Annotated in this window: 19 protein-coding genes; 5 read left to right on the top strand and 14 right to left on the bottom strand. The window is 55.3% G+C overall.

Annotation, left to right across the window (positions count from 1 at the left end):
* Position 1 precedes the first annotated feature (1 nt).
* From vgrG to J7I43_RS00455, 13 genes are all read right to left on the bottom strand, one after another.
* Positions 2-1,738: a type VI secretion system tip protein VgrG gene (vgrG, locus tag J7I43_RS00515; protein WP_209142150.1), complete on the bottom strand. Its 1,737-nt coding sequence runs from the start codon at positions 1,736-1,738 to the stop codon at positions 2-4.
* Complete coding sequence (locus J7I43_RS00510; RefSeq protein ID WP_209142148.1) at positions 1,735-2,511, bottom strand: CIS tube protein; 777 nt, start codon at positions 2,509-2,511, stop codon at positions 1,735-1,737. Before J7I43_RS00510 ends, vgrG begins: the two co-directional genes overlap by 4 nt.
* Positions 2,512-2,514: 3 nt before the next feature.
* Positions 2,515-2,703: a DUF5908 family protein gene (locus tag J7I43_RS00505; protein WP_209142146.1), complete on the bottom strand. Its 189-nt coding sequence runs from the start codon at positions 2,701-2,703 to the stop codon at positions 2,515-2,517.
* Positions 2,704-2,715: 12 nt separating this feature from the next.
* Positions 2,716-3,228 carry a phage tail protein gene (locus J7I43_RS00500; protein WP_209142144.1) on the bottom strand — a complete coding sequence of 171 codons (513 nt, stop codon included), beginning with the start codon at positions 3,226-3,228 and terminating at the stop codon, positions 2,716-2,718.
* A 5-nt stretch (positions 3,229-3,233) separates the two neighbouring features.
* A complete protein-coding gene (locus J7I43_RS00495; protein WP_209142141.1) occupies positions 3,234-3,665 on the bottom strand; it encodes a phage tail protein in 432 nt (143 codons plus the stop codon).
* A 36-nt stretch (positions 3,666-3,701) separates the two neighbouring features.
* Positions 3,702-5,726 carry a phage tail sheath C-terminal domain-containing protein gene (locus tag J7I43_RS00490; protein ID WP_209142139.1) on the bottom strand — a complete coding sequence of 675 codons (2,025 nt, stop codon included), beginning with the start codon at positions 5,724-5,726 and terminating at the stop codon, positions 3,702-3,704.
* 21 nt (positions 5,727-5,747) lie between these two features.
* The gene (locus J7I43_RS00485; RefSeq protein ID WP_209142137.1) at positions 5,748-7,193 is read right to left on the bottom strand and encodes a phage tail sheath family protein; all 1,446 of its coding nucleotides are present in this window, start codon (positions 7,191-7,193) and stop codon (positions 5,748-5,750) included.
* Between the two features lie 15 nt (positions 7,194-7,208).
* The gene (locus J7I43_RS00480) at positions 7,209-7,964 is read right to left on the bottom strand and encodes a hypothetical protein (protein WP_209142135.1); all 756 of its coding nucleotides are present in this window, start codon (positions 7,962-7,964) and stop codon (positions 7,209-7,211) included.
* A gap of 9 nt (positions 7,965-7,973) precedes the next feature.
* Complete coding sequence (locus tag J7I43_RS00475) at positions 7,974-8,567, bottom strand: DUF4255 domain-containing protein (protein ID WP_209142133.1); 594 nt, start codon at positions 8,565-8,567, stop codon at positions 7,974-7,976.
* Between the two features lie 191 nt (positions 8,568-8,758).
* The gene (rsmI, locus tag J7I43_RS00470) at positions 8,759-9,427 is read right to left on the bottom strand and encodes a 16S rRNA (cytidine(1402)-2'-O)-methyltransferase (RefSeq protein WP_209142131.1); all 669 of its coding nucleotides are present in this window, start codon (positions 9,425-9,427) and stop codon (positions 8,759-8,761) included.
* A 2-nt stretch (positions 9,428-9,429) separates the two neighbouring features.
* The gene (purS, locus tag J7I43_RS00465; protein ID WP_120518552.1) at positions 9,430-9,675 is read right to left on the bottom strand and encodes a phosphoribosylformylglycinamidine synthase subunit PurS; all 246 of its coding nucleotides are present in this window, start codon (positions 9,673-9,675) and stop codon (positions 9,430-9,432) included.
* A gap of 66 nt (positions 9,676-9,741) precedes the next feature.
* Complete coding sequence (locus tag J7I43_RS00460) at positions 9,742-10,509, bottom strand: CDP-alcohol phosphatidyltransferase family protein (protein ID WP_209142129.1); 768 nt, start codon at positions 10,507-10,509, stop codon at positions 9,742-9,744.
* A 111-nt stretch (positions 10,510-10,620) separates the two neighbouring features.
* Complete coding sequence (locus J7I43_RS00455) at positions 10,621-11,913, bottom strand: aminopeptidase P N-terminal domain-containing protein (RefSeq protein WP_209142127.1); 1,293 nt, start codon at positions 11,911-11,913, stop codon at positions 10,621-10,623.
* Positions 11,914-12,229: 316 nt separating this feature from the next.
* Here J7I43_RS00455 and pckA point away from each other — a divergent pair, with 316 nt between their 5' ends.
* The 5 genes from pckA to J7I43_RS00430 all read left to right on the top strand — a co-directional run bounded on the left by pckA (position 12,230) and on the right by J7I43_RS00430 (position 17,891).
* Entirely contained in the window at positions 12,230-13,828 is a 1,599-nt protein-coding gene (gene pckA, locus J7I43_RS00450; protein WP_209142125.1) for a phosphoenolpyruvate carboxykinase (ATP), read from the top strand.
* A 116-nt stretch (positions 13,829-13,944) separates the two neighbouring features.
* The gene (locus J7I43_RS00445) at positions 13,945-14,832 is read left to right on the top strand and encodes a bifunctional 5,10-methylenetetrahydrofolate dehydrogenase/5,10-methenyltetrahydrofolate cyclohydrolase (protein WP_236023270.1); all 888 of its coding nucleotides are present in this window, start codon (positions 13,945-13,947) and stop codon (positions 14,830-14,832) included.
* 20 nt (positions 14,833-14,852) lie between these two features.
* Entirely contained in the window at positions 14,853-15,473 is a 621-nt protein-coding gene (locus tag J7I43_RS00440; protein ID WP_209142121.1) for a 7-carboxy-7-deazaguanine synthase QueE, read from the top strand.
* 72 nt (positions 15,474-15,545) lie between these two features.
* Positions 15,546-17,417 (top strand): OmpA family protein, encoded by a 1,872-nt coding sequence (locus J7I43_RS00435; RefSeq protein ID WP_209142119.1) that lies wholly within the window; start codon positions 15,546-15,548, stop codon positions 17,415-17,417.
* A 12-nt stretch (positions 17,418-17,429) separates the two neighbouring features.
* The gene (locus J7I43_RS00430) at positions 17,430-17,891 is read left to right on the top strand and encodes a DUF1569 domain-containing protein (protein ID WP_209142117.1); all 462 of its coding nucleotides are present in this window, start codon (positions 17,430-17,432) and stop codon (positions 17,889-17,891) included.
* 42 nt (positions 17,892-17,933) lie between these two features.
* Here the strand turns inward: J7I43_RS00430 and J7I43_RS00425 are convergent, their stop codons facing one another.
* A complete protein-coding gene (locus tag J7I43_RS00425) occupies positions 17,934-18,704 on the bottom strand; it encodes a 5'-nucleotidase, lipoprotein e(P4) family (protein ID WP_209142115.1) in 771 nt (256 codons plus the stop codon).
* Positions 18,705-18,718: the final 14 nt, after the last annotated feature.

Here is an 18,718-nt window from a genome sequence, read left to right as displayed (position 1 = left end):
GTTAGTTTATTTGTACCAGCGAACCTTTGATCACCGTAATGGCGCTCGAGCTGATCTCCATGCCGGCCGAGCCTTCGGCTTTGAACTGTGTGCCGGCTTTTACTTCAAACCCGGTGGAGCTTTCGAGCTTCACGCTGCCGCCGGCTTTCATTACCAGGTCTTTCGCGCTTTCGACCGTAATGCCGTCTGCGGACAAAACGATCTTGTTGCCGTTCAGATCTTCCAGTTTGATCTCCTTCGCGTCTTCGTCCATCACCACCATGTTGCCGCCGGGCGTATCTATCGTGAGTATTTTTTTGTCGTCGTTGAAAAGGATGCGCATACCGCTGCGGGTGATGAAACCTTTTTCGTGGTTATCGTCCGCCGCCGTGAGGGGCGCGGCTTTTGCGCTGCTGTTGAGCGATCCGAGCACTACGGGGTAACGCGGGTCGTCGTCGAGGAAACCTACGATCACTTCATCGTTTACCTCGGGCAGGAAAAAACTGCCGCGCGAGCTGCCTGCATCGAGCGTGGAAATGCGCGCCCAGATGCCTTCGCCTTCCATGTCTACGGAAGCCACTTTTACGCGGATGCGCCCTTCGCCGTCGGGATCGCCTTCCAGCGCGGTAACCACGCCGATGTGCAAACCGTTGATGCCGGGCAATAATGCGCCCGCGGGCTTCGCCTGCAGGTCGAACTTTTCGGCGTGCAGTTCGGGCGTCATGCCCAGTTGAAGATCGCACAGCCAGTTGCCGTAGCTGATCTCGTGGCGCACGCCGCTCACCCAGCCCATGCCGTTAAAACGCGTGCCCAGGCCTTCGAGCGTCACGGTAATGTTGGGCAGCGCTTTCGCGAAACCCTGCACCCGCGCTCTTCCGCACATGAATGCCATGCGGCTGCGCAAGGCGCGCGCGTCGGCCCAGTGCTGCACTTCTTCTTCGCTCATCCTGCCGGTTTGCCGCACGGTAAACAGCGGGATGCCGAATTCAGCGGGATCGAGATCGCCGGGCGTGACCCATCCGGGATCGTTGCTTTCCGCTTCCAGCAGGGCCTGCCCCGCGGGGTCCCAGGCCTGCGCTTTTACGCTGCCGTATTGGTGGTTGCCGTCTATCTCCGCGTCGAACTCGATGAGGTTCGTGCCGTAACGTAGCGTGGCCAGGCCTGCGGCGTCTACCACGGGTTTTTTGACATCGATCTTTCCTTCATGGGCGATGGTAATAAAGCCCACAGATTCGATGCGGCTGATGAGGAAGTCCCAGTCCGTGCAGTCGTACTGCACCATTTCGGCGTGCGTTACGGGCGTGTCTTCCACGTCGCCGGTGAGCCCTTCTTTATCGAGAATGGCTGAAGCGATGCCGCTGTCTTTCATTTCTTCGTACACCGCGCTGTTGCGGCCGATGGTGAGCATCACCGCTTTGTCTTTACATTCCACTATCAGCTCAGACCGCTGCTGGCGCACGCGCAGGGAATGGCGGGTAACGATGCCTTTGAAGATCACTTCTTCCACGCTATGATACCCCGCCAGTATTTCGATCTCGTTGCCGGGAAGGAAAAACCCCTGGTTGCTGACGGGCCAGTCGCCGAGCGCGGCGCTGCCGTCTGTGATCACCAGGCGCGCGGAAGGAATGCGGTTGGCCTCGTTGTAAATGGAAATGGCATGCACGGGAATATCGCCGGGAATAGGCTGCCCGTTCACGTTCACCGTGAAGGTCACCAGGCTGGTATCCTGTTCTATCGGTAATAATCCGGCGCTGCTCATGTTTTGGTTTTTTTAGCGGGGGGGAAGAAAATTTCCCGTCCTTCCCGCAGTTGCCTGAAATTGTACAACTTGTTCACTTTCGCCACTTCGATATAATAATTGGGCGTGCCGTAAATGCCGTGGCTCATCAGCAGGATATTGTCTCCCGCCACCACTTTCCGCACATGCGTAAGGTCTGGCGAAGAGTTGTTTTGTTCCAGCTCGCGCAGCCTGTCTGCAATAGAGCCGTCGAAGGTAACGCGGGCTTCCACCCGCAGCGGCGAACCGTCTGGCCCGAACAGTTTATAGTTGAGGCTCAGGCTGCTAAGCACGCCTTCGAACACCAGTTTGCCCCAGGTAAGCTGTACCCTGCGCGGCGAATGGCCAGTGCCGTCGTACGTGTAAACAACATGTGCGAACTTGTACAGCTCCTTGCTCACGTCGTACGGTTCGTCGCCGCTGAACAGCCCTGCCACGGCGCCCGCGATGGGCACGTTGTCCAGAGGGCCGGCAGGCGGGGGTATCACGCCGGTGCCGTCAAACAGGAAAGTAAATTCCAGCGCGGGGGGCGAGGTGCTTACATATTTCGCTTCGCTGCCCGCGTCGCCGGGCGCGGGCGAGTGGTCGTAGTTCACCTGGTAATTAATGGTGTAATTGTCCGGGTTTACCTGCACGCTGTACTTGTCCTCATCGGCGTTGCTCAGCACAGGCGTATCGCCCGCGTTCTGAACGGGCTGGAAGGCGACGATGATCATCTTCTCCAGTTTGCCGGTGCCAAATAAGGAATCAAACATTGTTTATCGTTCTTTTTGTTGTTTGAGCGCTTTGATCACTTCTTCCGCGCACATGGCCACGATCCGCTGCATGTCGGCGGCGTTCATTCCCCGTGAAGGGGACGCGGAGCCGCCGCTGCCGCCAGATGCGGTTTGCGGCGTTTTTTCTTCCACGCGTGCGCGGATCACCAGTTCACGAATTTCGATGGGCATGTGTTGCGTTTTTTAGATGCTGATACCAATGTCTGCCGAAGCAGTAAGCCCCGCGGCCAGGTCGAGCGCCACGCTTACGGGGTCGTAGTATTTGAAGTACTGGTAAGACAATACCAGCGTTTCCACCACGATCTCATTGCTGCCGGCGTTGATGCCGCTGATCTCCAGTTTTTTGGGAATGGCGTTGACCAGGTACCAGTTATATAAAGGCACATGATCGGCATTCATGAGGGAGATCATGACGTTGCTCGGTTTGAACTTAAATTCGTCTATCGCCTGCCGCGCCCAGTGCAGGATGCCGGAGCCCAGGAATTTCCCGCGCTTCAGCGTTACGTCGCTGTATTTGGTGCGCACGGGCAGGTTGTGCACGAAACGGTGCTCGCCGCCTTCGGGCTTCGTTTCCATCTCGATGTCCACGCTCAGCCCGGATACCTCCTGGAAACGCACATCGTTGGGAAACTGGGGCAGTATTTCGAACAGCACCAGGAAATGGAACCCGACCTGCGGGGTGTCGAATGCAGACATAACCGTTATTCGTTTTGGATCACAAGACCTTCATGTACCAGCTCGATCGACTCGATCGCCACTTCGTTGCCGTCCGCCTTCAGATCGGTGCTTTGCACCTTGATAGGCCAGGCGTTCTTGACTTTCCATACCACCACCGGCTCGTGGTTTTCGTTAAGCAGGCTGATGGTCACGTTGCGGCGTTCGATGGTATTGAGGGCCACGGTATTCCACCAGGTGTAAAATTCGTTGTCGCCTTTGAAGGTGCCGCGTTTCATGGTGATGTTGCTGAACTTCTGCATGCCGGGCATTTTGGTCTTCACATATTCGGGGTTAGCGCCGTCGCGGTATTCGATGGGATCGGTCTGTACGTCAAGCCCGGACACTTCTGTGAACCCGATGCTTGCACCACCCCATTCAACCTGGAAGTGGAATTTGGGAAGCGGATAATTCGCCATAACTTATGGTTTTTGGATGTTAATTATCAATGGTGATCAGGATTCCTGCATTTTGTGGCTGAAACGCAGCACGATGAATTCGGCAGGGCGAACGGCCGCCATGCCTATTTCGACGATCAGTCTTCCTTCGAGAATATCCAATGCGGTCATCGTTTCGTTCAGCCCCACTTTCACATAAAAAGCCTGTTTGGTGGTAGCCCCGGCCAGCGCTCCCTGCCGCCATTGCAGCGTCAGGAAATTTTCTATCATCGCGCGGATGCGAACCCAGGTATTGGCGTCGTTGCCTTCGAACACGAACGGCTCAGACGCTTTTTTGGTGGATTCTTCCACGTAATTGAAGAAACGCCTTACGTTGATGTAGCGCCATTCGTTGTCGTTGCCAGCCAGCGTGCGCGCGCCCCACACTAAAATGCCTTTGCCGGTGAACGCGCGGATGGCGTTGATGGATTTGCCTGTTTCATGCACGTTGAGCGAACTTTGTTCCTGGTCCGTCAGTTTGTAGGCGGGCGTTATCACGGAGCGGAGGCTTACGTTGGCGGGCGCTTTCCACACGCCGCGCGTACGGTCTGTTGCGGCGTAAATGCCGGCCACGGCTCCGGAAGGCGGCAGCAGGCTCATTTCCGCGCGTACGCGTTCGTATACGGCTTTGAAGAACGGGTGTTTGAGGAACAGCAGCTGCTGCGCCTGGTCCGTTCTGAAGATCGCGTCCTGCAGTATGGCGACGTACGCGCCGGAGATCGCTTCGAAAGCGGTTTGCAGCATGGCCGCATTGGCGGCGTTGATGGCCGTGGCCGGCACGGTGCCGCCGTCGAAGTTGGTGGCGTTCGCGCCGATCGTGTTGATGGCCGCGCCGGCCACCCAGTCCTGCAGATCGAACGGCGTATAATCCGTATCCACGTTCGCTTCGCTGCGGGCGGCGGCGATAGACGCACGCACATGCTGGTTCTTTTCAAAAGCGACCAGGTTGATGATCTGCGTACGCAACGCCGTACTGGCTTTCAGCCCTTCGATCACATGCACCATGGCGGGGGAATTGCCGGCATCGTCTTCCAGGTCGCGGAGGGAAAGCGCGAGGCTGCGCACAAATGTCATGAGGGCGGAAAAAGCAGTGCGCGCCTGTGCGGGAGTGCCCGCGGCGGCTACGTCCGCACGCAATCGCGTGAGGTGGGCAGACATCGGGTTGTAATTTCCCCGGTTCAGCACCGGCGCCGCGATCTTTCCGAATACCCGGTTCTCTTCCAGCAAACGTGCGCGCAGATCGGTCACCAGCGCATCCAGCACGGGGTTGCCGGTCATGGTATCGATGGTGGCGTCCGGCACGGCAACGTCCGCATTGTCTACGATATTGAGCTGCGAAAAACTGACGTCTTTCAGGTAAGAGGTCTGCAGCCAGGGATAATAACCCGCCGCATATTTTAATTCCTGGTTGCCCACGCCCGTTCTGAACCGGGTGATCGGATCGTCGGCATGGTTCAGCGGAAGGCCGCCGCCCAGCATATCGAGTATGCCGAAGCGGTCCTGCAAACGCGCGCATTGTTCGATCACCGCCTGGTGGAAGTTGCCGCCGTTGGTATAATCGGCGCCGCCGTCCGGCAGGTGAAGGGACACGCTGTCCGGAGCAACGAGCAGCGTAGGCTCGTCTACTTTCTCCAGCGCCCTGAGCCCGCCCAAAAGACCGGTGGTAGCAGTTCCCAGGATGATGTCCGCCGCATAGTCGCCTACGGTCACGATGTAACAGGGGCCGCCGCCATTATCGAAATAATGTTGCATGGCGTCGAAGAGGTGGTATCTCCTGCCGTTCACCGGCGTAACCCTGGTGATGTTGAATTGCGCGTCCGTTCTGATGGAATACGAAGCGGGCGAATAACCGCCGCCGAAAACGGTGGTGTATTCCAGCATGGAAGTGATGCGGATGGGCACATTCACCAGCGTGGCGCCTTTGGGATCGGCCGTTACGGCGGTGTGGCCGATAAAGGCAGGGATGGCCGTGGCAACGGAGGCTACAGACGGCGGAATGAGCTGCAGCTCCTCTACGAATACGCCCGGGGTTTTATAATCCATGATCGTTCAGATTATTGATGATTAAGATTCCTGCATTTTATGACTGAAGCGGAGTACGATGAACTCAGCCGGGCGAACAACCGCCATGCCGATCTCCACGATCATCCTTCCTTCGAGTATGTCCAGCGCGGTCATGGTTTGGCCAAGCCCCACGCTCACATAAAAGGCGTGCTCCGGTTTTGCGCCGGCCAATGCGCCCGCGCGCCATTGCAGGATGAGGAAATTCTCGATCATCGCGCGCACCTTGATCCAGGTATTGGCGTCGTTCGGCTCGAACACAAAAGGCTCGGTCGCTTTTTTGGTGGATTCTTCCACCATGTTGAAGAAACGGCGAACGCTCACATAACGCCATTCGTTATCGTTGCCGGCCAGCGTGCGCGCGCCCCATACCAGTATGCCTTTCCCGCTAAAGGTGCGTATCGCGTTCACGGATTTGCCGGTGGTGTGCACGTTCAGGTTCTCCTGCGAAGCGTCGTCTACCGCCACCATCGGGCGGCGCACAAAACGCAGGCTTACGTTGGCGGGCGCTTTCCACACGCCGCGCGTACTGTCTACCGTCGCGTAAACGCCCGCGATGGCGGAGCTCGGCGGAAGCACCAGCGGCATTGCCGTGATGGCGTTTTTTATTTCGTGATACAGTTTGTTGGAAACATGATACAACGAACGCGCTTCGGCCGCCGCATCCGCCGGTTCGAATAAACGCAGCACGGAGTTGGCCACAACGGGCGCGCCGTTGAGCGTACCGGTGATGGCTACGGCTTCTTCATTGTAGTTAAAGGACAATGAAGTTTCCAGCTGCGGGTAATAGGCCGCGCCGTAAGGCAGGTTGCTGTTGCCGATGAGCGTCCGGAAACCGTTGGTATTGTCGTCTATCACGTTGTCGCCGGCGGGAATGGTGTAGTCGAGGTGACCGTTGAAAACGTCGATGATGGCGAAGCGGTCTTTGAGATCGGCGCATTGCGCGAGGGCAAGACTGTAAAGATTATAAAAATCGCCGCGGGCAAGCGAAAGCGCGTCGGGGAATACGAGCAGCGTGGGCTCGTCTTCCTTGCCGATGGCGGCCAGCCCGGCGGTATGGTTCAGCAACGTGGTGGGATTGGTAGTGTCAGCTCCGATGGAAACGATGTAGCAGGGGCCACCGCCGTTGGAGAAATACATCTGCAGGGCATAATACATCCTGTACAAAGCCGTGGGCGCGGCGGGCGGCGTAGCCACCACGTTCACGCCGGTAACGGTGTTCACGGCGGCGGTGAACGTTTCGAGCCGGGCGCCGAAAATAGCTTCGTATTCCACGAGGGAAGTGATGCGCACGGGCTTGTTGATCAGCGATTCACCGTTGAGAGTGGTTAAACGCGTGTACCCGATAAATGCGGGAATGGCCGTTTCGACCTGCGCCACGGAGGGCGGAAATTTGGGCACCTCGTCGATATAAACGCCGGGTGTTTTGAGGTTTGCTAGGTTTAACATTTGCAATCAGTTTAATCAAGTACTTAAGAAATTAATGCTGTATTCCCGCGGCTGCGGAGCCATATGCCATACATTTTTATAGATGTCGATCATGCCGCTCACTTCCCCGCCCGCCGCGCGCTGGTCGAACACCACACGTTCTTCCACCGGTGCGCCGCCTTCGAGCCGCACCACGTATGCGCCTCCGGGCAACAGGCGAAGGTCCAGCCCCACCGATTCCTGGGTGGCGGCGATAGGATCGTTCAGCGTAAAGCTCACCGGCGCGCCCGCCGCGATCTTTCCCGCTCTTATCTGCGTGAATGCGCCGGGCGTTACGCGTTTGGACAACAACAGGCCGCTCAGCGCGCCCTGCTCGGCGTTTCCGGCCGCCGCGGCTGCGGTAAGCACCACGGTGTTAGCGGCAAGGTTGGCGTCTATCGCGCCGGCGGCGGAAAGATTATTGGCGTAGAATATTTTTCTTCCCAGTTGCTGCGCGCCCGTTTCAAAAAAATCTATCGAGGGAAAAGGCTGGCCGCTGTTGACGGTTAACCAGAAAGAAAAAAGAATGGGCTGCGTGATGGGCGCCGCCGGCACCCAGGTTACGCCGTTGTGGTGCTGTTTCATGTATGCTACCAGCCCGCCGGGCACGGTGCGCGTGAGCAGGCCGTAGTTGCGGACCGTTTCCGCGCTTGCCGGTGAAGGGCGCAGGCGGAAAGTTTCTCCGGGATCGGCGCCGTTTATACGGATACTGATCCTGAATTCGGGGATGTATCGCCAAACAATTTTTTCCATGACGGAAGGTTATTCGGATTGTGTACTCAGTATCTGGGATTGCAGATTGATCTCGGTAATAATGCCCGCATCGCTCACCGGTGCGTCTTGTATCACGGCCATGCGCATTTTGTAGATAACGGAAGGAATGTATTTCCCTCCCATCACGCTCCACAATTGGTTCAGTTCTTCAAAACGCGTGCTGTACAGGTCGAAGATGAGTTTGTTGAGATTCAGCGCCGAAAGCACGGGCGTGTCCGCCGGGGTAAAAACGAACTGCCGCTGGAAAAACGCGATCACCTGTGAAATGCGTTGCAGCGCCGTGAGATAATTGTTTTTGTTCGCGCTGAACAGCACATACACATTGAGATAGATCTCCGCCTGCTGCTCAACGCCCTGCGGAAGGCCCGCCACGGTTACGGTGCGGCGGAACGGGATGTTGCGCAGGCTTTCTTCCTGCTGGATGTTCACGACGGACACTACGATCTTGTCGGTCAGGTTTTGCGAGGGCGTATCCTGGAAAGCATCGGCAAAAGATATGTTCCCGGGAGTTACCTCGGGGTCTAGGGTACCGATATACGTATTCAGCTTACTAATGATTGCACTCAATACCTGATCAATCATTGATTTAAGATTTATGGGGTCCTTCTCTATGTTAAATGAAACCGGGGTTATGCTACTCTTTGTATGCTCTTTTTTCCTTTGGGGTAATGCTACTATGCTACAATTCTGTAATTGCTCAGTGTAATATTAGACAATAAAATTCATTCTGCAAAAAAATTCAATAAACTGAAAACATACATGCGATGCTTTCATCATACGCCCTCCACTACAATAACGATCTCTCCTTTCACGCCTTTTTCGGAAAAATGATCGCGCACTTCCTGCAAAGTGCCGCGTTTGTTTTCCTCGAACATTTTGGTGAGCTCGCGCGATACGCAGCATTGCCTTTCGCCGCCGAAATACTGGATAAAATCTTCCAGCGTTTTCACGAGGCGGTGCGGCGATTCGTAGAACACCATGCAGCGTTCTTCGGTGGATAATTGGGTGAGTAAAGTGTGGCGGCCTTTTTTGGGGGGAAGAAAACCTTCAAAGGCAAAGCGGTTCATGGGGATGCCGCTGTTGACGAGCGCGGGAACAAAAGCCGTGGCGCCGGGGAGGCACTCCACCGGCACGCCTTCGCGGATGCATTCGCGCACCAGCAGGAAACCCGGGTCTGAAACGCCCGGCGTGCCCGCGTCGGTGAGCAGCGCCATTTGTTTGCCGCTTTGCAGCTGCTGTACAAGATGCTGCAACACCTTATGTTCGTTGTGCTGATGATAAGGTGTTACAGGCTTGTTGATATTGTAATGCCTGAGTAGAACACCCGATGTACGGGTATCTTCCGCCAGCACCAGCTCCACGCTCTCCAATACTTTCACGGCCCGGTAGGTGATATCCGCCAGGTTGCCGATCGGTGAAGGAATGAGGTAAAGCCTGGACAATTTTATTGAATATTAACTTCGTAAAATTCCATTACCTGGTTGGCCAGCAGTTTCTGGCAGGCGTTTTCAGCGATCTGTTGCGCTTCTTCGCGGCTGGAAGCTTCAATTTGAAGGGTGATGTGTTTGCCAATGCGTACGTCGTGTACATTTCCGAGGCCCAGGTTTTTTAATCCGCCCAATACAGCTTTGCCTTGAGGGTCCAGCAGTTCTTTCAACGGCATCACGTTGATATGCGCAGTAAATGTCATTTGTCTGAAAAATTTAGACGCAAACCTAGCAATTTCTTGGCAATTCCACCGGATCAATTTCGAAGATCAGCCATGGCTGGCCTTTGGAGGCACCAGCAGGGATAGGCCCACATAGGCGATGAACACAAAAGGCACCGCGGCATAGCCCAGCACGGGAATGCTCGCCAGTGTAAGCAGCACGAGCAAAAAACGCGGCCAGTTGTCTTTCACGGAGAAGTTTTTGAACTTCAGGCTGATCATGGGGTGCGGGCTGACCATCAGGTAACATAACACGGCGATAATGCCGTACAGGACCCACACGTTTTCCAGCAAGTGCGCCAGGTTGTAAGGGTTATACAGCATGATAAGGGGAAACGACGCGACGAGGAAACCCACGGCCGGCGTAGGCACGCCGATAAAATGTTCGCTCTGCCGCGTGTCCAGGTTAAACACGGCGAGGCGGTATGCGGCAAAACAGGGCACCAGCAAGGCCGGCGCCAGGTTGAAATAAGAAACGTCGAACACATCCGGCGTTTGCAGATAGGCGCTGCGCAGCAGGCGGAAAAGGATCATGCCGGGCACTACGCCAAACGAAACAACGTCTGCCAGCGAATCCAGCTCCTTGCCCAGGGGAGACGAAACTTTCAGCAAACGGGCCACAAATCCGTCAAAAAAATCGATGATGCCGGCCAGCACTACCAGCGCAGACGCCCAGTAGACGGGCTCCGGGTTGGTCACGGTGTACTCCGTGCCGTTGAACTCCGCGATATATTCCGGCGCATGCAGAATAAAAATAATGGCCAGCGTGCCGCAAAAAAGATTGGAAAGCGTAAGGATATTAGGAATCTGTTTCATTGATCGGATTTTCTTCAGCAGAGGCCAAGTTATACATTTTGGCCGGTTGAAAAAAAGACCGGCCGGGAAGTTTGCACCTTCCGGCCGGCCAGTTATCTGCTGTGCGCGTTATTATTTTTTCATCAGGGCCTCGATCTCCTCCGCCGTGATGGGAATGTTCTTCATGAGGTCCACGTTGCCGCCGGACTTCACCCACACGTTGTTTTCGATGCGGATGCCCATTTTTTCCTCCTCGATGTAAATGCCCGGCTCCACGGTCAGCACCGCGCCATCGGGGATCGGCTGGTAGAAGGAAGGGCCGAGGTCGTGCACGTCCACGCCAAGGTGATGGGAAATACCATGATAGAGATATTTGCGGTAGGCGGGCGTTTCAGGGTCCTGGTTTTTGATGTCCGCTTCCGTGAGCAGCCCCAGTTTTACGAATTGTTTGCCTGCTTCCACGCCGACCATTTCATGATATTTGGCGATGGTAACGCCCGGTTTGAGAATGGATTTGGCGTAATTGTGCAGGTGCAGGCAGGCGTTGTACACTTCGCGCTGGCGGTCGGTGAACTTGCCGCTGACGGGCACGGTGCGCGTGAGGTCAGCATTGTAACCGCCGTACGCCGCGCCGAAGTCCATCAGGATCAGCTCGCCGTCTTTACACTCCTGGTTGTTGCTTACATAATGAAGCGTGCGCGCCCTGTCGCCCGACGCGATGATGGAGCCGTAAGCCTCTCCTGTAGCGCGGTTGCGCAGGAATTCGTGCAGGATCTCCGCGTGAATTTCATGTTCGTACACGCCTGGTTGAATGAATTGCAGGAGGCGGCGGAACGTTTTTTCGGTGATGTCGATGGCGGTTTGCATCACGGCTATTTCTTCCTCCGTTTTTACGGCGCGCAGTTCTTTAAGGATGCGTGCGGCCCGGAGAAAATTGTGCAGCGGGTAACGGCTGCGCAGCTCCTGGGCGTAGCGGTAATCGCGCACGGGCACGAGATTGGACTTACGGTTATTTTCATTGCTGTTGAGGTAAATATTGACCGCTTCGTGGATCCAGGGTTGCAGGAGGCCGTCGAGCGCGTCGAGCCATACGATGGTTTCCACGCCTGAAATGGCCTGTGCTTCTTCGCGGCGGAGGCGGTGGCCGTCCCATTTTTCTTTCAGTTCGTTGGGCCGTACGAGCACGAGCACTTCGCGGTATTTCGGGTCCGGGTTGTCGGGGAAAAGCACCAGCATGGAATCTTCCTGGTCTATACCGGTAAGCCAGTACAGGTCGGCATTCTGTCGGAAAGGATGAAGTGCGTCGCCGTTGGTGGGCAGTTCGTCGTTGGAATTGAAGATGGCGATTGAATCTGGCTGCATTTTCGCGGTAAAGCGTGCACGGTTCTTGATAAAGATCTTCTGATCGAGTGGCAGGTACTTCATTGCTGTTTTTTTTGTCTTGGAGGATCAAACTTACCGGAAAATCAGGAACCGGCAAAAACAGGCGCTTTACGGTACAGCGGCGGACAGTAACACAAAAGTTATGTTGTATTCGCTCAAACTGATGCAGTATTCGCCGCTAAATATTTAGCAATTCCTTTGATTTTCCGGCAAATTGAAATCGATGCATTTAAATAATATCTAAAAAAGACCCCTCAAATGTATATATTTCTATAAATTTAAAGGTTACAACACCCATAAAATTTGATAGTATCAAAAAAATCATAGTTTTGCCAATACACCAAAACAATCTTTCTTTATGCAAATCAGCAGTGTCAGAGATACACTCAGGGAATTGCGGGCATTGGGCATAGAGAACGCCGACGTACATTACCAACTCCCGCCGGAAGAACTGACGGAGCAGACCCTTGCGCTGAAGCAGGGCTGCCTGGCAGACACCGGGGCCCTGGTGGTCAATACGGGGGAGTTTACCGGCCGTTCGCCCAAAGACAAATTCATTGTAAAAGACAGTATCACCGCTGATACCGTGAACTGGAACGACTTTAACCTGCCGTTCACGCCCGAAAACTTCGACAGGCTGCAAGACAAGATCACCCGTTATTTCAACGGGAAGCCTGTTTGGGTAAGGGATTGCCAAGCCTGCGCCGACCCTGACTATCGCATCAACATCCGTGTGATCACGGAAACACCCTGGGCCAACCTTTTCGCCTACAACATGTTTATCCGCCCCTCCGAAGAAGAGCTGGAAAACATCGACCCCGACTGGACCGTTATCCAGGCTCCCGGCCTGCATGCCGATCCAGGCGCCGACGGTACCCGCCAGCACAATTTCGCCGTGGTCAGCTTCACCAGGAAAATGATCCTTATCGGCGGCTCCGCCTACACCGGCGAGATCAAAAAAGGCGTGTTCAGCATTCTCAATTACCTGCTGCCGCACACCAAAAACGTGCTCAGCATGCACTGTTCCGCCAATGAAGGCAAAAACGGCGATACCGCTGTTTTCTTCGGCCTCAGCGGTACCGGTAAAACCACGCTCAGCGCCGATCCCGAGCGCAAGCTCATCGGCGACGACGAGCACGGCTGGACGCCTTCTTCCGTCTTCAATTTCGAAGGCGGCTGTTATGCCAAAACCATCGACCTCAGCGAAGAAAAAGAACCAGCCATTTTCCATGCCATCCGCGACGGCGCATTGCTGGAAAACGTTAACTTCTTCCCCGGCACCAACACGGTGAATTATGGGGACAAAACGATCACGGAAAACACCCGCGTGTCTTACCCCCTGCATTACATCGGCAATGCCAAGGAACCTTCCACCGGCGCTACGCCGAAGAACCTCTTTTTCCTCACCTGCGACGCTTACGGCGTATTGCCGCCCATTTCCAGGCTCACGCCTGGGCAGGCCATGTACCAGTTCATTTCGGGGTACACCGCCAAAGTAGCAGGTACGGAAACAGGCATCACCGAGCCAAAATCCACGTTCAGCGCATGTTTCGGCGCGCCCTTCCTGCCGTTGCACCCTACACGTTACGCGCAGATGCTCGGTGAAAAAATGCGGAAACACAACGTGAACGTATGGCTGATCAACACCGGGTGGACCGGCGGGCCTTACGGCACCGGCAGCCGCATCAAGCTGAACTATACCCGCGCCATGATCAGCGCGGCGCTGAAAGGCGAGCTGGACAAAGTGGCTTATAAAAACGATGCAGTGTTTGGCGTAGCCATACCGGAAGCCGTTCCGGGCGTGCCTACCGAATTACTGGACCCCCGCAACACCTGGGCAGACGGCGCAGCGTACGATGCGCAGGCCGCCGACCTGGCCGCACAATTTGTTAAGAACTTCGAAAAATATGCAGGCAAAGCCGATCCGGAAATCCTGGAAGCCGCGCCTAAAGTTTAATTGCCTTTATTAATTCCTTTTTAGATTCCAACGTTCATTTATCAATCTGGTTGAGGGGACCGCTCGGGCTAGGGCGGTCCCTTTCCATTTGTCCGTCATTTTCCATACCTTTGCGCATGCAAATTTTAGACGGCAAACTCACCTCACAGGCCATCAAAGACCAGTTGGCCATCAAAACGGCCGAATTAAAAGCCCAGGGCAAAAAAGTACCCCACCTGGCGGCCATCCTCGTTGGCAACAACGGCGCAAGCGAAACTTACGTGGCTTCCAAGGTAAAATCCTGCGCGGAGATCGGGTACAACTCTACCCTGCTGCGTTTTGAAGATACCATTTCAGAGAAACACCTGCTCGATCATATCAACATGCTCAACGAAAATGTGGACATCGACGGCATCCTGGTACAGCTTCCCCTTCCCAAACATATCAACGAAGAACTGGTGATCAACACCATCGACCCCAGTAAAGACGTAGACGGTTTCCATCCCATGAACGTGGGCAAAATGGTGGCCGGTCTTCCCGCCTTCATACCCGCCACTCCTTTCGGCATTATGCTGATGCTGGAGCATTACAAGATCGACACCAAAGGCAAACACGCCGTAGTGATCGGCCGCAGCCACATCGTAGGTACGCCCGTGAGCATTTTGCTGAGCCGCAACACCAATCCCGGCAACTGCACCGTAACGCTTTGCCACAGTCATACGCATAACCTGAAAGAATTGTGCCTGCAGGCAGACATCATCGTGGCAGCCATCGGCCGTCCCGATTTTGTGACCGGAGACATGGTGAAAGAAGGCGCGGTAGTGGTGGACGTGGGCATCAACCGCGTGCCGGACGCTTCCAAAAAGAGTGGTTTCCGCCTGGTGGGCGACGTGAACTACGCCGAAGTAGCGCCCAAATGCAGCTTTATCACTCCCGTGCCGGGTGGCGTTGGGCCCATGACTATCGCGGCTTTGCTGAAAAACACCTATCACGCCGCCATCGGCCAGAAAGGCAACCAGAACTGATTTTAAGCTAACTTTGCAGAATGCAGGCCACCATCATACAAACAGCAGCGCTGCCCGTGATGGAATCTTTTTACACTATCCAGGGTGAGGGGTTCCACCAGGGGAAAGCCGCGTATTTCATCCGCCTCGGCGGGTGCGACGTGGGCTGCGTATGGTGCGATGTAAAAGAAAGCTGGGATGCGGACAAACATCCGCAAATAGCTGTTGGCGACCTGGTGAACGAAGCATCGGCCCACCCCGGCCGCATCGCCGTGATCACCGGCGGCGAACCGCTGATGCATAATCTTGACGCACTTACCAAAGCCCTTCACAAAGCGGGTTTCCGCAATCATATCGAAACGTCCGGTTCTTCGCCGCTCAGCGGGAACTGGGACTGGATCACGCTTTCCCCTAAAAAATTCAAATCGCCGCTTCCGGAGGTCTGCCAACAGGCACATGAGCTGAAGATCATCATCTACAATAAGTCCGACTTTGCATGGGCGGAAAAATACGCCGCCATGGCCGGTAAACATTGTAAGCTATATCTTCAGCCGGAATGGAGCCGCGCCGCGGAAATGACCCCGCTGATCGTGGATTATATCAAAGGCAACCCGCAGTGGCAGATCTCGCTGCAGATCCACAAGTATATCAACGTTCCGTAAACGGTTGTTGTTTCCCCCATACCGCTCTCCCGCATCATAAAACCCTTCTTTTTTCGTTATTTAGCAACCACTATGAAAAAACTCCTGTTATTTCTCTGCTGCGCCTGCAGCCTGCCGCTGATGGCCCAAAAGCCCGGCAAGGCCGACCAGAAGGCCATGTCCCTGCTCGAACAAAGCATGGACGCCATGCGGGTGTATGAATACAACGATGCGGTCAAATTCCTGAAAGAAGCCATCCAGGTGAAGCCGGATTTCCCGGATGCGTACGGCCAGCTGGGGCTTACCTATATCGCCATGAAACAATATTCCTCCGCGATAGAGGCCTTTACACAACTTGAAAAGCTCGATCCGGACGGCGCGCGCAGCATCCGCCCTTCCCACGCACGCGCCTTCGCCGGCAACGGCCAGTTCAAAGAAGCGCTCGCCATGCTTACCGATTACATGCAAACCGCGAGGAACCCTTCGCCCAAAGCCGTTCAGCTGAAAAAGAACATGGAATTCGCTGTTACCACGCAAGCTGTGCCTTTCCAGCCGCAGAACCTCGGCGACCAGATCAATTCCCCCGATCCCGAATATTTCCCTTCCCCCACCATCGACGGTAAAACCCTCGTGTACACCCGCCGCGTGCGCGGCCGCGACGAGGACTTTTACATTGCCGACCGGGACAGCCTGCAATGGAATGCCAGCCGCGATATGGGCGAGCCCATCAATACCGCTTTCAACGAAGGCGCGCAAAATATTTCACAGGACGGTGAAATGCTCGTGTTCACCGGCTGTGATTTCCCTAACGGCCGCGGCAGCTGCGACATTTATTATGCCATCAAAACACCGCAGGGCTGGCAACCGCCGAAAAACATCGGTCCCGCTATCAATACGGAAGTTTGGGAATCGCAGCCCTGTCTTTCCCCCGATAAACAAACCCTGTATTTCGCGCGCCAAACGCAGGACGCCGGCGCGGACATTTTCGTGAGCACGCGCAACGCCGCGGGGCAATGGATGCCTGCTGAAAGGCTCGGCCCGCAGATCAATACCAAAGGCCGCGAAACCACGCCTTTCCTGCACGCGGACGGGCAAACGCTGTTCTTTGCTTCAGACGGCCACCCCGGCTTTGGCGGGCTCGATATATTTTATTCACGCAAACAGGCGGACGGCAGCTGGGGACCGGCCGTGAATCTCGGTTATCCCATCAACACGATCGAAGAAGAAGGCAGTCTTACCGTAGCGGCCGACGGCAAAACCGCGTATTACGCTTCGGACCGTTCCGATTCGAAAGGCTCGCTCGACATCTACAGCTTCGAGCTGTACGAAAGCGCGCGGCCCATGCCCACGCTGTATCTCAAGGGATATGTGTATGATGTTAAAACCAATCAGCGCCTCGCCGCCAGCCTCGACCTGATCGATCTGCAGACCAAACTTACCATCGCCACCATCCGCGCCAACGACAGCGGGGATTATCTCGTGCCCTTGCCAGTTGGTAAGGATTATGCGTTTTCCGTGAACCGGAAAGGGTATCTTTTTTATTCCGAAAATTTTTCGCTGAAAGAAACACAGAACGGTCAGCCATTCGAGAAAAACATCCCGCTTACGCCGCTGGAGCCCAATGCGGTGGCGGTGCTCCGCAATATATTTTTCCCATCCAACCAGTTCACGCTCGATCCTGCTTCGGCAACCGAGCTGGATAAACTGGTGGCGCTGCTGAAAGACAATCCCACGATGGTGGCGGAGATCAGCGGGCATACGGACAATGTGGGCAGCGACGCAGCCAATCAGCAATTGTCTGAAAACCGCGCCAAGTCTGTGGTTGAATACCTCGTGCAGCACGGCATCCCGGCGCAGCGCCTGAAAGCGAAAGGGTACGGAGAAACCAAGGCGATAGACAACAACGACACGGAAACGGGCCGCGCGCAGAACAGGCGCACGGAGCTGAAAGTGATCAGTTTGTAATAATTTAGCGGCATGATCGTTTTGTTTCCTTTATCGCAGCCTGCTACGCTGGGCGTAGTGCTGGAGAAACTGCAGCCGGGTACGGCGCCGCTGTGGGGCGGCATGAGCGCGCAGCAAATGGTCGAACATCTCGATGTGATCGTGCGGCACTCGGCCAGTGACAAGGAGATAGCCGTGAGCTCGCCTGCGGAAATGCTCCCAAAGCTCCGCCAGTGGCTGGATACAGACAAACCGTTGCAACGCAACATTCGCAACCCGCTGTTCAATAACGAACCATGTGTTCATCCTGATCTCGATGCCGCCATCCGTTCGCTGCATGAAGGGATTGCACTTTTTCACGAAACGTTTGCCGAGGCGCCCGAACACACTTCCCCGCACCCGGTTTTCGGATATCTCGATTACGAAGGCTGGCTGCGGTTTCATCAGAAACATTTCCGGCACCACTTTACACAGTTCGGTTTGCTCGGATCATAAGATACAAATGAAAACGCCCCGGAAATATCCGGGGCGCGTTTTTTATTCAGTTCTCAATACTTTCCGGAACGTGCTGTCCGCATCGGCGCCGCGCGGCACCAGTGCGCTCAGCCAGTCGCCGTACATGGCGTTGGGAATGATGATAAAACGGCGGCCGAACTGATCCCGCAGGCGGTCTACGGCCAAACTCCGTTCTTCAGGTGTCTTTTTGTAAAAATCTTCCGCGAAATCGCCGAGGTTATCGCCAACCAGCATCGCAATTTCATATTTTTTCGCGATCGCGGCGCGGCGTTCTTCTTTATTGGAATTGCCGGACGACATGATGAGATGTTCGTTGTCTGCAAACGGGAAATTGTAGCGCTGCAGGTTTTTAAGCGTAGCGGCGCGCTCGTTTTCGAGGCGGTTGGTGACGTAATAAACGGTGAGGCCGGTTTGCGCGGCATATTTAAAAAACGAAGGCGCGCCGGGCACCGTGTCGCAGGCGGCTTTAGCCGTCCATTCTTCCCAGGTGGCCTGGCTCCAGGATTTTCCTTCGAGGGTTGTTTTTGCGGTGTAGGGGCTGTTATCCAGCACGGTCTCGTCTATGTCCGTCACGATCGCTCTCGGCCGGAGCGTTTGCTGATGGATCATTTCTTCCACTCTTTCACCGGCGATGCGGTAAGCCTGGAGGCACAGCGCCCTGTATTCCGCCGCGCGCTGCTGCCAGAGGGCCGCCCATGCGGGACCGCCGGTTGAAACATGCGATGCCGCGGGTGGTTGCGTGGTTTTGCAGGCGAAAAGAACCGTTACGGCAAGCAGGTAACTATAACGCATATACGATGTTTTTG

Origin of the sequence: Chitinophaga chungangae (assembly GCF_017742215.1) — a bacterium.
Taxonomy (GTDB): domain Bacteria; phylum Bacteroidota; class Bacteroidia; order Chitinophagales; family Chitinophagaceae; genus Chitinophaga; species Chitinophaga chungangae.
Note: the sequence above shows the minus strand (reverse complement) of the source record. Positions and strands in the feature narration are given on the sequence as shown.

Bases quoted from the DNA above. Each gene is read 5' to 3' on its own strand.
- vgrG (WP_209142150.1), bottom strand. From the start codon at position 1,738: ATGAGCAGCGCCGGATTATTACCGATAGAACAGGATACCAGCCTGGTG.
- J7I43_RS00510 (WP_209142148.1), bottom strand. From the start codon at position 2,511: ATGTTTGATTCCTTATTTGGCACCGGCAAACTGGAGAAGATGATCATC.
- J7I43_RS00505 (WP_209142146.1), bottom strand. From the start codon at position 2,703: ATGCCCATCGAAATTCGTGAACTGGTGATCCGCGCACGCGTGGAAGAA.
- J7I43_RS00500 (WP_209142144.1), bottom strand. From the start codon at position 3,228: ATGTCTGCATTCGACACCCCGCAGGTCGGGTTCCATTTCCTGGTGCTG.
- J7I43_RS00495 (WP_209142141.1), bottom strand. From the start codon at position 3,665: ATGGCGAATTATCCGCTTCCCAAATTCCACTTCCAGGTTGAATGGGGT.
- J7I43_RS00490 (WP_209142139.1), bottom strand. From the start codon at position 5,726: ATGGATTATAAAACCCCGGGCGTATTCGTAGAGGAGCTGCAGCTCATT.
- J7I43_RS00485 (WP_209142137.1), bottom strand. From the start codon at position 7,193: ATGTTAAACCTAGCAAACCTCAAAACACCCGGCGTTTATATCGACGAG.
- J7I43_RS00480 (WP_209142135.1), bottom strand. From the start codon at position 7,964: ATGGAAAAAATTGTTTGGCGATACATCCCCGAATTCAGGATCAGTATC.
- J7I43_RS00475 (WP_209142133.1), bottom strand. From the start codon at position 8,567: ATGATTGATCAGGTATTGAGTGCAATCATTAGTAAGCTGAATACGTAT.
- purS (WP_120518552.1), bottom strand. From the start codon at position 9,675: ATGACATTTACTGCGCATATCAACGTGATGCCGTTGAAAGAACTGCTG.
- J7I43_RS00460 (WP_209142129.1), bottom strand. From the start codon at position 10,509: ATGAAACAGATTCCTAATATCCTTACGCTTTCCAATCTTTTTTGCGGC.
- J7I43_RS00455 (WP_209142127.1), bottom strand. From the start codon at position 11,913: ATGAAGTACCTGCCACTCGATCAGAAGATCTTTATCAAGAACCGTGCA.
- pckA (WP_209142125.1), top strand. From the start codon at position 12,230: ATGCAAATCAGCAGTGTCAGAGATACACTCAGGGAATTGCGGGCATTG.
- J7I43_RS00445 (WP_236023270.1), top strand. From the start codon at position 13,945: ATGCAAATTTTAGACGGCAAACTCACCTCACAGGCCATCAAAGACCAG.
- J7I43_RS00440 (WP_209142121.1), top strand. From the start codon at position 14,853: ATGCAGGCCACCATCATACAAACAGCAGCGCTGCCCGTGATGGAATCT.
- J7I43_RS00435 (WP_209142119.1), top strand. From the start codon at position 15,546: ATGAAAAAACTCCTGTTATTTCTCTGCTGCGCCTGCAGCCTGCCGCTG.
- J7I43_RS00430 (WP_209142117.1), top strand. From the start codon at position 17,430: ATGATCGTTTTGTTTCCTTTATCGCAGCCTGCTACGCTGGGCGTAGTG.
- J7I43_RS00425 (WP_209142115.1), bottom strand. From the start codon at position 18,704: ATGCGTTATAGTTACCTGCTTGCCGTAACGGTTCTTTTCGCCTGCAAA.